The sequence below is a fragment of the Synechococcus sp. H60.3 genome (assembly GCF_047462295.1).
Taxonomy (GTDB): Bacteria; Cyanobacteriota; Cyanobacteriia; order Thermostichales; family Thermostichaceae; genus Thermostichus.
In genome coordinates this window covers 1-11,689 of record NZ_JANSIY010000080.1, presented here as the reverse complement: position 1 = coordinate 11,689, position 11,689 = coordinate 1, and the positions used below count along the sequence as shown (strand labels likewise).

Genomic DNA, 11,689 nt, shown 5'->3' with positions numbered 1-11,689 from the left:
GGGCAGGCTTGGGCATACCATTCGTAGAGACCATCTGCCGTGGTGAGCCAAGTTTGGGGACGGGATCGGATGTGCTGGAGCGCTTTTTTCAGGGATCCCACCCGCAGCGGTTGCCCGACGATGAAAGGGTGCAGGCCAATGGCCATAATGCGAGGGAAGCGTTCTCCCTCTTGCCAGAGTTGATCGAACTGAGCGATGAGGGCTTGGGCAAAAGCTTCTGCTGCTAGGCGGGCACTGAGACAGAGAGTGATGTCGTTGGCTTCCAAGGTGTAGGGGATCGCCAGGAGAGGGCCAGCGGCAGTTTGTAGCCAGTAGGGCTGATCATCGTTCACCCAGTCGGCGGTGTAGCGGATCCCGGCAGCTCTGAGCAAGTCAAAAGTATTCTCGCTAACGGAAAACCCCGGCGTTAGCCAGCCCCAGGGACGAAATCCCACTGTCTTCTCCAAAAGGGACAAGCTGCGTTCGATCAGCTCCTCTTCTGCCTGGCGGGTCAGGCCGCTGTGGCCAGTGGAGTTGTTCCAGCCATGAGCCATCACCGACCAGCAGTGGTGGCGGATCCCCTCAAGGATGGGGGGATATAGCTCCACCATTTCGGCGTTCAAGGCAGCAGTTCCTGGGATCCCCAGCTCTGCGAACAACTCAAACAGGCGCCAAATCCCCACCCGATTGCCGTAATCCCGCCAGCCATAGTTGGCGATCTCGGGCGAGGTGGTGAGATGGGGCTGGATGGCAGTACCCAACTTGCCAAAGGTGAAGTGCTCGATGTTGACCACCACATAGACAGCCACCCGCGCCTGATTCGGCAGGCTCAGCGGGTTTCGCTTGGGCAGGGCTGAGTAGGCAGGCGGCAGCATAACCCACTCCGAAGGGCCTACAAGCACCGAATGCTGAACATAGCTGAGCACCGTCCAGCCTTGCTGCTTGTTCCTGCTTCCAGAGCCCGCAACCGGCTAGAGAAATCTCCACAAGGGTAACTTTCTCCAGGGCGAGCGCTGCGCGAGTGGGATAACTAAGCGATCTTTACTGGCAACGAAACACTTTTCGGCCCAGCGGCATTTCCCGCCGTTAGCGGCATCGCGTTTGCGCCGGCGGACTGTGGGCCCTAGGCAGTTGGCTGGACGGACAAAACCTGTCTGTCCACTCCCAGTTCCCCAAAGAGAAGATCCCCAGGGGCAACCGAATCCTGGCAGATTCCTTCAGTCTACGCTCAGATAAGCTCGCTGACCGGGAAGCGATCCAGCATTTTTTGGGCTTCGCGAGCGTTTTCCCGCAACTCCACCGGCAGATGGGGTAGGTAGGGAATCTGGGAGAGCAAATCCAGCGTGCGGCGGATGAGGCGCACGATATCTCCAGCATCCAGGTTGGTGCTGGCCTCTAGCTTTTCCCAGGGGATCCCTTGGGCCCAGTGTTCCACGATCCCGGCCAGATCGGGCTCGAACCCAATCGGCACATGAAACACCTGGTGTTGCCGCTGGCTGCGGAAGAGTTGCCGCCGCAGGCCTCGCAAGCCCTGCAGCACATCCTCGACTAGCCCGGAAGTCCGCAGCCGGCTGTAGGTTCCTGAACGGGGAGGCTCGGCCACCAGGGCAGCGATCACCCCAGCCAAGTGATGGGGAGCGCAGCCTAGACATTCGCCAGAGAGCAGGGCCAGCGCCAGCCAGAGCTCGTTATCTCCCCGCAGAGCGGCCACCACCTCTCCACTGGCGGTAGGTTGGTACCCCTGCAGACAGTCGAACTCCTGCAACACACCCACCAGGGCCATAAACTGCTGCCAGCGCAACTCTTGTACCGAGTCGCTTTGCCGCTCCAGGTGCTGCAGACGCTTGAGCAGGCGCTGGCGCTTTTCCTGTAAACCCAGCAGCTTTTTCCCAACTTTGTGGGCAGGGTTTTCGCGGATGCGGGCTTCCAGGGCGCGGATCTTTTCCTCTTGGGCTTGGATGTGGGGAAAAGCCAACAGGCGCAGGGTGGGATCCGGCTCGGCTTCTCGCTGATTGAGCAGGTAGCGCAAGATGCGTCGTTCTTCCCGCCGTTGCGCCTGCATTTTTTCATAGCGGGCAATATCTTCAGCAGAAATATCTCCCAAGAGGCGATCGATCGCTTCCAGCTCGGCGCGCGTGCGCTGGAGCTCCTGTTGTTCGGGTAACTTTTGCAGTGAGAGCAAATACTGGCCAAAGCTACGGTTAATGAGATCCCGCGCCGCCTCCAAAGAGTGCTTTTGCAGCAAATTCAGCACCATGCCATAGGTGGGGGTAAACTGGCTCACCAAGGGATCTGCCCCCGCCGTAGCCAGCCGCGCCGCCTCCTGCGCCCCTTCAAAGGGGGATTGCAACGTCACCACATGCCCGATCACATCTTTGCCCCGTCGTCCGGCCCGGCCCGACATTTGCATAAACTCAGAGGCGGTCAAGAGACGGTGGCCGTTATCGGTGCGCTTGGAAAGAGAAGAGATGACCGTGGTGCGGGCGGGCATGTTGATCCCGGCGGCCAGCGTCTCGGTGGCAAAAACCAGCTTCACCAGCCCCTGCTGAAACAGATGCTCCACCAGGCCCTTCCAGGCGGGCAACATGCCGGCATGGTGGGCGGCAATACCCCGGTAGAGGGCATCCAGTTGATCCCGACGCACGGCTTCCGGCGTTTCCCGGCAAAAGCGGTCGATCTGCTCGGCCAACTGCTGCCGTTCTGCCTCGCTGGCGATCAAATCCAAGTTCCCCACACCGGCCACCGCCAGGTCGCAGCCTTTGCGGCTGAAGATGAAATAGATGGCCGGCAACATGTCCCGCTGGCGCAAGTTTTCTACCACCTGCACCATATCCGGTACCCCCCCGTAGGAGGACTGGCCGGACTTGGGGAGTTTGCTTTTCAGGCGGCGATTGCACACCCACTGGCCTGACTCGGTTTGCTCCAGCAGGGGGAACAGTCCTTTGCGATTGGCAAAGTGAAATTGCAGTGGCACCGGGCGATGGCTGGAGTCGATCAGTCGGGTGGGGCCATGCACCTGGTTCATCCAGTCGGTGAGCTGGTCGCTGTTGGCCAGGGTGGCCGAGAGGGCAACCAGCTGAATGTGGGCAGGGCAGTAGATGATGGCTTCTTCCCAGACAGTGCCCCGCTGCTGGTCGTTCATGTAGTGGCATTCGTCCAGGATCACCGCCTGCACATCCCGCAAGGGATCCCGGCTCAGGGCCTCCGCCGCTTCCCACGCATCCATCTCGCTGCCGTAAGCCCCCTGCTGGACGGCGAGAGAGAGCGGCGTGCCGTAGAGCATGTTGCGGAAGATCTCAGTGGTCATCACCAAGATCGGCGCCTCCCGGTTAAGGGAGATGTCGCCAGTGAGGAGGCCAACCTGCTCTGGGCCGAATTGCTGGCCGAAATCGCGAAACTTTTGGTTGGAAAGAGCCTTCAGCGGGGTTGTATAAAAAACCCGCTTGCCCTGGGACAAAGCCCGATAGATGGCATATTCTCCGATCAGGGTCTTGCCAGATCCGGTGGGAGCACAGACCACCACCGATTCCCCTGCCGCCAGAACCTGAATGGCCCGGATCTGAAACTCGTCCAGCTCGAAGGGGAAAAGCTGCCGCAACTCGTCCAGCAAATCGGTTGCCGGGGAGAGGAGCGGGTTCATGGGATCCGAAAAATCATGGGAAAACAACCTAAAAGCGAGCCACCTCGCTGCCGCTTGTGTGCTATATCCTCCAGGATACAAGCTTGATCCGGGTGTTGGCTCTGGGTTGCGAGTCTTGCCGCTGGGGAAGAGCCAAGCCTCGGCAATGCTAAAATGAGGTGCCGTCGCCGGGTGCCATCGTGCTGGTTGTAATCGACAACTACGACAGCTTTACCTATAACCTGGTGCAATACCTGGGGGAGCTGGGGGCCCAGGTACGGGTTTTTCGCAATGACGAGATCTCAGTGGCCGAGCTGCGCCAGATGCAGCCGGAGGCGGTGGTCATCTCGCCGGGGCCAGGGCGGCCTGAGGATGCCGGCATCTCGCTGGAGCTGATTCGGGAGCTGGGATCCGAGCTGCCAATCTTGGGCGTCTGCCTGGGGCACCAGTGCATTGGCCAGGTCTACGGGGGGCGCATCGTGCCCGCCCCTGAGCTGATGCACGGTAAAACCTCGCTCATCTACCACCAGGGGGTGGGGGTGTTTGAGGGGCTGAGCCAGCCGTTTGCGGCCACCCGCTACCACAGTTTGGTCATCGAGGCTTCCACCTGTCCTGACGAGCTAGAGGTGACGGCCCAAACCTGCGATGGCACTATCATGGGGGTGCGCCACCGCCGCTATCTCCACGTGCAGGGCGTGCAGTTCCACCCGGAGAGCATCTTGACCGCTGAGGGCAAACGCCTGTTGAGCAACTTTCTGCGCTTGGCGCAGCTCCATGCCTTAGGAGCGCCTCAGCCAGCGGCTGCCGTGGTTGCGTCAGGGATCCCCACCCCATGAAGCGTCGCCAGCTTTTGCAAGCCAGCGCTAGCCTGCTGGGATCCCTTGCCGTGGGGGGTCAGCGAGGAGGTGCTCAAACGGCCCCTTCCCCAGGGGGATCCCTGGAGTTTACCCCCCAGAGCTTGCAACTGACCTGGCTGCACCACAGTTGCGTTTTGTTCGAGGGGGAGGGGAAGCGCTTTCTGGTCAACCCCTTTCGGCCGGGGGGCTGCACGGCTGGCTATCCTCCTCCCAGCGTTAAGGCCGATCTGGTGCTGCTCAGCAGCCGCCTCCTGGACGAAGGGGCCCTGGACGTCGTGCCCGGCAACCCCAAGGTGCTGTTTCAGCCCGGGGACTACGTCATCGATGGGATCCGCGTGCAGGGGGTGCGCATGCCGCGGGGCCCTCGCTTTGGCCTCAACGTGGGCTGGCGCTGGCGCATGGCCGGGATTGACATTGTCCATTTGGGAGGGGCCCTGCAGCCCATTGGCCGGGAACAGTCCATCTTGCTGGCTCGCCCTGACCTGTTGCTGGTGCCGGTGGGGGGTGGGCCGAAAAACTACGATCCCGAGGCGGCCAAGGCAGCCATCGAAGTGCTGCAGCCCAAGTTGGTCATCCCGACTATGTATCGCACCGCCGCCGCTGAGGCGTCCCAATGCGAGCTGCAACCTTTAGCAGCGTTTTTGCGCCTCTTTCCCGCTGCTGCTGTGCAACCTGCCCTCAGTAACCCCTTGCTGCTTTCGGCCCAGGCCCTACCCAGCCAAGGGATTGCCATCCTGTTCTTTGAGGAGTAGGGCCATGGAGCATAGGTGGTGGGCTGTGGGTGCCGGGCTGGGATCCCTGCTGGTAGGGGGGCTGGGGTTCTACGGCTACTCCCTGCCAGAAGATCCACAAGTCCTGGCCACCGCCAACCCGCTGCGGCTGCAACTGGCTCTCTGGCTGGGGAAAGACGCCAATGTCGTCGAGGAGCGGGGCAAGACGGCTCTGTTCTTCGTCGAAAGCGGCCTCAACACCCGCCTTTTGCTGGCCGCTGGGGCGGATCCCAACCGGTTAGATCGCGGCGGAGCCAGCCCCCTCCACCAAGCTGCCCGCCTGGGCAATCCTGAAGTGACCAAGGCTTTGCTCGAGGGAGGTGCTAACGTCAATGCCCGCTTCGGGGCCGGCGGCCTGCCCCTGCATTTTGCCGCTTGGTCGGGCAACCCCGAGGTGGTGCGGCTGCTGCTGGAGCATGGCTCCGAGATTGACGAGCCGGACGGCTACGGCCTCACCCCCCTGCGCATTGCCCAGGACATGAGGCGCTGGGAAGCTGCGATTCTGCTCTCCCAATGGCCCCGTCCTACCTCAGGTCAGCCCCAGCCTCGCTGATCGTCTATCCTGAAGCGGGGTTCTACCACCCCAGCACCCAGGCAAAAATCAAAGGCGCCACGATGGTGGCATCCGACTCGATGACGAACTTAGGTGTGTCAACCCCCAGCTTGCCCCAGGTGATCTTCTCATTGGGCACTGCCCCTGAGTAGGAGCCGTAGCTGGTGGTGGAGTCGCTGATCTGGCAGAAATAGCCCCACAGGGGGATCCCTTTGCGGCCCAGGTCTTGGTGCAGCATGGGCACCACGCAGATGGGAAAATCGCCAGCAATGCCGCCGCCAATCTGGAAGAAGCCGATGGAGCACTCTGCCGAGGTGCGCGTGTACCAGTCCGCCAGGTGGATCATGTACTCAATGCCCGTGCGGACGGTGTGGACATGGCGGATCTCACCGGTAATGCAGTGGGCAGCGTACATGTTGCCGGTGGTGGAGTCCTCCCAGCCCGGCACGTAGATGGGCAAGTTGGCCTCCATGGCCGCGTAAACCCAGGAATCCCGTGGATTGATCTGGTAGTAGGGCTCCAGCCGGCCGCTGCGCAGGATGCGGTAGATGAACTCGTGCGGGAAGTAGCGCTCCCCGGCCTGGTCGGCAGCGATCCACTCTTCCAGCAGAGCTTTTTCCAGGCGCCGCATCGCCTCTTCTTCCGGGATGCAGGTATCCGTTACCCGGTTCAGGTGCCGCTCCAGCAGCTCCTGCTCCTGCTGCGGGCTGAGGTCGCGGTAGTTGGGCACCCGCTCGTAGAAGTCGTGGGCGATGAGGTTGAAGATGTCTTCCTCCAGGTTAGCGCCGGTGCAGGAGATAGCGTGCACCTTGTCCTGGCGGATCATCTCAGCCAGGGAAAGCCCTAGCTCTGCCGTGCTCATGGCACCGGCTAAGGTCACCATCATCTTGCCGCCTTTTTCCAGGTGAGCACAGTAGCCCTTGGCCGCATCCACCAGGGCGGCGGCGTTAAAGTGGCGAAAGTGATGCTCAACAAATTGGCTGATAGGGCCTTTGGCCACTGCTTCTGGGGTTATCATTGTTGAGTTCCTAAGCGAGACGGGTTCGCCTTCCCAAAGCACGGATTTTACATCCTAACCAAGCCTAAGAGCGCTGGCAAGCTTTTAGGGAGTTTTGGACATTGCCGGCATGGCCATTGCTCTGGAGTACGTTCGCGAAATCTACCATCGGCCGCTGCTGCAGTTGGTGTTCGAGGCGCAAGCGGTGCACCGACAGCACCACCCTCCCAACCGGGTTCAACTCTGCGCCCTTGTCAACATCAAGTCGGGCGGCTGCCCGGAAGACTGCGCCTATTGCCCCCAAAGCGCCCGCTACTCGACAGGGATCGAGACCTACCCCTTGACCTCCCTGGATTCGCTGCGCGAGCAGGCCATGGCTGCTCAAAAAGCCGGTGCCACCCGGCTATGTATGGGCGCTGCTTGGCGGTCAGCCCCGGAAGGGGAGGCGTTTGAGCGGGTGCTGGAGATGGTGCGCACGGTGCGCGAGCTGGGGATGGAAGCCTGTGTCACTTTGGGGATGGTGTCGGCTGCTCAGGCGCAGCAGTTGGCGGCGGCTGGGCTGACGGCCTACAACCACAATCTGGACACCTCGCCGGAGTTCTACCCTCGCATCATCACGACGCGCACCTACCAGGATCGCCTGGAGACTCTGGCCCATGTGGGGGCAGCCGGCCTGCAGATCTGCTGTGGCGGCATTGTCGGCCTTGGGGAGACCGACGAAGACCGCATCGCCCTGCTGCACGTTTTGGCCAACCTGACGCCCCCGCCGACTTCGGTACCCATCAACGCGCTGGTGCCGGTGGCTGGCACGCCCCTGGGCCAGCTTCCCCCTCCCGATCCGCTGCTGCTGGTGCGCACCATCGCCACGGCTCGGCTGCTGCTGCCCAGAGCCCAGATCCGGCTCTCGGCAGGGCGGAAAAACCTGTCCGAGAGCGACCAGGCGCTGTGCTTCTTAGCAGGCGCCAATTCCATCTTCACCGGCGAAAAGTTGTTGACCACGCCTAACCCAGGCTCGGCCGCCGATGCGGCTTTGCTTGAGAAGCTAGGCCTGCAACCCCTCTAGAAGCATTTCCTTTTGCGCCTTTAGGATCCCTAGTTGGATCTAGGCGTGTCCCTTCTGTTGTAACAATCTTTTCAGAAAATCTAACCCTTTCTTAACCCTGTCGGCAGCCATGTCAAAATGGTGGCGACAGCGTTCTCCAGGGTTGTTACGTCGGGTTCATGTCTCCTGTCAGCACTGTCGAGCCCCTTGTCAACGTCCAATCGCCTGAGTCAGCTTCTTCTCCTCCAGAGCCCTCACCTGGGGAGACTGCGGAGCCGACAAGGGGAGGGGGCTTTTGGGGATCCCTGCGGCGCTGGTGGGCGCGCTGGAAACACAAGCTGCGCCTGGAGACCCAGTTGCTCTTTGTGGCCACGCTGGTGGTCTCGCTGGTGGTGAGCAGCTTCACCTTCTGGGCCATCAGCACTGTGCAGCAGGATGCCCGCTTCAACGAGGCCCGCTTTGGCCGGGATCTGGGATTGCTGTTGGCAGCCAATGTTGCTCCCCTGATTGCCGAAGATCGCATCGGCGAAGTGGCCCAACTGTCGCGGCAATACTTTGAGAGCACCAGCAGCATCCGCTATTTGCTCTACGCCGACCCGGAAGGGAACATCTACTACGGGATCCCGTTTTCCAACCAGGAGGTGAAAACCTCCCTCAGCCTTACCCGCCGCATCCAACTGCCGGACAACCGCCCGCCTGCCGAGGGCCAGCCGCTGGTGCGCACCCACCTCACCCCCGCCGGGCGGGTGACGGACATTTTTGTCGGCATCTATCATCAGGGCCGCTTTTTGGGCACCCTTGGCCTCGGCATCAACCCCAACCCCGCCCTCGTGCGCTCCACGCAACTGGCGCGGGAGGTCTCGATTGGGGTGTTTTTGGCAGTGTGGGTTCTGGCCATCCTGGGATCCGTGGTCAATGCCCTCACCATCACCTACCCCATCAAAGAACTGGTCAAGGGCGTCCAGGAGATCACCAAGGGCAACTTCAAGCAGCGCATCGACCTGCCCTTTGGGGGAGAGCTGGCCCAGCTCATCGACAGCTTTAACGAGATGGCGGAGCGGCTGCAGAGCTACGAAGAGCAGAACATCGAAGAACTGGCCGCCGCCAAAGCCAAGTTGGAGACGTTGGTTTTCTCTATCGTCGATGCCGCCATTTTGTTGGATGCCGAGTTTCGGGTGCTGCTGCTCAACCCGGCGGCCTCTCGCATGTTCGGCTGGGAAGGGGATCCCGTCTTGGGCAAGCCTTTGCCGGAGCTGTTGCCGGAGGATCTACGGCAGCAGTTGGCCCGCCCCCTGATGCAAATTGCCCGCGGGGATCAAGAGGCAGAGGAAATTCGCGTCAACCTCAGCGGCCCCATCAAGCGCGTCGTTCGCATCCTGCTGTCGCCGGTATCCGACCCGCGGCGGCAAAACCTCAAGGGGATTGTAATGACGGTACAGGACATCACCCGCGAGGTGGAGCTCAACGAGGCCAAGGCCCAGTTCATCAGCAACATCAGCCACGAGCTGCGTACCCCCCTCTTTAGTATTAAGTCTTTTATCGAGACCCTCTACGAGTACGGCGAGCAGATGTCGCCAGAGGAGCGGCTGGACTATCTGGAAATTGCCAACCGCGAAACCGATCGCCTCACCCGCTTGGTCAACGATGTGTTGGATTTGTCGCGTCTGGAGTCGGGCAAGCAGTACCACTTCGAGGCCGTCGATATCGCGGCGGTGATCGAGCAGACCCTGCGCACCCACCACCTGCAAGCCCGCGACAAAGGGATCCAGTTGCGCAAGTTTGTCGATCCGGATCTGCCCCTGGTGTGGGGCAACTACGATCTGCTGCTGCAGGTGATGACCAATCTTTTGGGCAACGCTCTCAAGTTCACGCCGTCGGGAGGTCTGGTGACGGTGCATGCCCACCTGGTGGTGCAGGCGGATGGATCCCCGCAGGCGGTGCGGGTGGCGGTGGCCGATACGGGCATCGGCATCGCCCCGGAGGATCAAGAGCGGATCTTCGACCGCTTTTTCCGCGTCGAGAACCGCGTCCACACTTTGGAGGGCACCGGCCTGGGCCTGGCCATTGTGCGCAACATTCTGGAGAAGCACTACACCCGCATCTGCCTGGAAAGCAAGCTGGAACAGGGATCCACCTTCTGGTTCGACCTGCACCTATACACCGAAAACGGGCCGCTGGAGTTTGCCACCCAGCCCGGCGAAACGGATCCCCCCAGTTGCCGCTGGCGGGAGCGGCCCCACCCAACCTCCTAAACTTGGAAAGCAGACGCCGGGCAACCCACTGGGGTTAGGCCCCGAGCCGCAGGGATCCCTGTCCAGGGTTGTTCTACAGTAAAGAAGGTTTTAACTGCCCAGTTTTGCCATGCCACCTCGCTGGCCCCGCAAGCCCTCCCGTCGGGATCCTGAGTTTCGCAAGCTGGATGACCGTTACACCTACGCGGCCCATCTGGCGGTTTTTCTCTGCAGTGCCTCGGGACTGGTGTTTTTCCAGCAGTTGTACCGAGCCGATTGGCCGTGGCTGCTGCCTCTATTGGGCGGGTGGGGTATGGGCGTAGGGATCCACAGCTTCTGGATCTTTTTTGTTGCCCGTTACCCCGCCGATCCGGGCCCCTCCCCCGAAGCCAACCAAGACTCTGCAGAAGCTGGCTAGCAGCCTCCCTTAGGGGGATCCAGAAGAGGAGGGGCGCTGTCGCCGTTGTCGCTGCAGCAGCAGGGGGGAGAGATCGCTTTCGTCGTAGATATCTCCCACCAGCTCTTCCAAAATGTCCTCCAGCGTGATCAAGCCGGTGGTGCCGCCAAACTCATCCACCACGATCCCCAGGTGTTGGCGGGAGCGTAGCATTTCCTTGAGCAGCAGGCTGACACGCTTGGTATCGGGCACAAAAAAAGGCGGAGACATGGCCTTGGTGACCTCAGCGTTGCCCTTTTGCTCCAGGTAGCGCAGAGCCTGCTTGAGGTGAATGACGCCGACGATCTCGTCTTTGGATTCTCCTTGCACAGGGATGCGGGAGTAGCCTGTTTCCAGGCAGAGCTTCACCACATCCTGCAGGGTTTTATCGTGGGAGATGGTCTCCATTTTTACCCTAGGTTTGGCCACATCTCCCGCCTGGAGCAAATCCAAAGCCAAGGCGCCTCGGAACAGGCGCCGCTTTTGCCAATCCAGCAGCCCCCGCTGCCCCAGCACGTCGATCAGCAGCTCCAAATCCTTGAGGGAAGCGGTGGCCGTCAGCGGCGAGAGCTCCAACAGGTTGAACAGCCGGCTGACAATCCATTCAAAGGCGTCGGTAAAAGGGCGCAGCAGCACCGAGAGGACATGAACAGGCCGCACCACCCAGCGGAACACTGCCAGCGGATGGCTCACCGCCAGGGACTTTGGGGCTACTTCTCCAAACAGGAGCACCAGGATCGTGGTGGGCACGGTGGCGGCCAAAGCTCCAAACTGGGATCCCAGTAGCTCAATAGAGATGGTGGTGGCCAGGGCGGCGATGCCAATGTTGACGAAGTTGTTCACCAGCAGCAAGGTGGTGATCAGCCGGGATCGCTGTTGTTGCGCCAGCCGATAGAGGCCTTGTGGATCCCCTTGTTCTTCGATCAGGGACTCCAAGCGCAAGTTGTCCATGGCCGTGATGGCGGTTTCCGCCCCGGAGCAGGCCCCTGAGAGGAGAAGCAAAAAAGCCAGGAGGAGTGTATTACCCATAGTGCTCGCGGCTACCCAGAGCCGGACACGGGTGGTTTCGGCCTAGGGGGAGCAGGGCAGGCCAGTATCTCTTCGTCAACGGGATTCCTACCTTAGCGGTTCTGGCCAAGCGCATCGCCCCACCCCACAAGGCCCAACACCTCAGAAATGAACTACCCCACCGCGTAGGCGGGTGG

At 61.2% G+C, this 11,689-nt stretch carries 10 protein-coding genes; 6 read left to right on the top strand and 4 right to left on the bottom strand.

Annotation, left to right across the window (positions count from 1 at the left end; translation table 11 throughout):
- Both NW841_RS09190 and NW841_RS09185 read right to left on the bottom strand, forming a co-directional pair.
- The coding region (locus NW841_RS09190) for a polysaccharide deacetylase family protein (RefSeq protein ID WP_414386162.1) at window positions 1-854 on the bottom strand (854 nt) is incomplete at its 3' end.
- Window positions 855-1,207: 353 nt separating this feature from the next.
- The gene (locus NW841_RS09185; RefSeq protein WP_414386161.1) at window positions 1,208-3,619 is read right to left on the bottom strand and encodes a DEAD/DEAH box helicase; all 2,412 of its coding nucleotides are present in this window, start codon (window positions 3,617-3,619) and stop codon (window positions 1,208-1,210) included.
- A 179-nt stretch (window positions 3,620-3,798) separates the two neighbouring features.
- Here NW841_RS09185 and NW841_RS09180 point away from each other — a divergent pair, with 179 nt between their 5' ends.
- From NW841_RS09180 to NW841_RS09170, 3 genes are read left to right on the top strand one after another with little or no spacing between them, the layout of a single operon-like run.
- Window positions 3,799-4,434: an anthranilate synthase component II gene (locus NW841_RS09180; protein WP_414364055.1), complete on the top strand. Its 636-nt coding sequence runs from the start codon at window positions 3,799-3,801 to the stop codon at window positions 4,432-4,434.
- Window positions 4,431-5,207, top strand: a complete 777-nt coding sequence (locus tag NW841_RS09175) for an MBL fold metallo-hydrolase (protein ID WP_414386160.1) — start codon at window positions 4,431-4,433, stop codon at window positions 5,205-5,207. Before NW841_RS09180 ends, NW841_RS09175 begins: the two co-directional genes overlap by 4 nt.
- Before the next feature lie 4 nt (window positions 5,208-5,211).
- Window positions 5,212-5,778, top strand: coding sequence for an ankyrin repeat domain-containing protein (locus NW841_RS09170; protein WP_414386159.1), 567 nt, complete (start codon window positions 5,212-5,214; stop codon window positions 5,776-5,778).
- Between the two features lie 22 nt (window positions 5,779-5,800).
- Here the strand turns inward: NW841_RS09170 and NW841_RS09165 are convergent, their stop codons facing one another.
- Window positions 5,801-6,796 carry a deoxyhypusine synthase family protein gene (locus tag NW841_RS09165; protein ID WP_414386158.1) on the bottom strand — a complete coding sequence of 332 codons (996 nt, stop codon included), beginning with the start codon at window positions 6,794-6,796 and terminating at the stop codon, window positions 5,801-5,803.
- 109 nt (window positions 6,797-6,905) lie between these two features.
- On the opposite strand from NW841_RS09165, the gene bioB reads away from it, so the two are divergent.
- From bioB to NW841_RS09150, 3 genes are all read left to right on the top strand, one after another.
- On the top strand, window positions 6,906-7,838 hold the full coding sequence (bioB, locus tag NW841_RS09160) for a biotin synthase BioB (protein WP_414386157.1): 933 nt from the start codon (window positions 6,906-6,908) through the stop codon (window positions 7,836-7,838).
- A 158-nt stretch (window positions 7,839-7,996) separates the two neighbouring features.
- On the top strand, window positions 7,997-10,069 hold the full coding sequence (locus NW841_RS09155; RefSeq protein ID WP_414364048.1) for an ATP-binding protein: 2,073 nt from the start codon (window positions 7,997-7,999) through the stop codon (window positions 10,067-10,069).
- A 109-nt stretch (window positions 10,070-10,178) separates the two neighbouring features.
- Window positions 10,179-10,466 carry a 2TM domain-containing protein gene (locus tag NW841_RS09150; RefSeq protein ID WP_414386156.1) on the top strand — a complete coding sequence of 96 codons (288 nt, stop codon included), beginning with the start codon at window positions 10,179-10,181 and terminating at the stop codon, window positions 10,464-10,466.
- Between the two features lie 9 nt (window positions 10,467-10,475).
- Here the strand turns inward: NW841_RS09150 and NW841_RS09145 are convergent, their stop codons facing one another.
- Window positions 10,476-11,513: a hemolysin family protein gene (locus tag NW841_RS09145; RefSeq protein ID WP_414386155.1), complete on the bottom strand. Its 1,038-nt coding sequence runs from the start codon at window positions 11,511-11,513 to the stop codon at window positions 10,476-10,478.
- Between the last annotated feature and the right edge of the window lie 176 nt (window positions 11,514-11,689).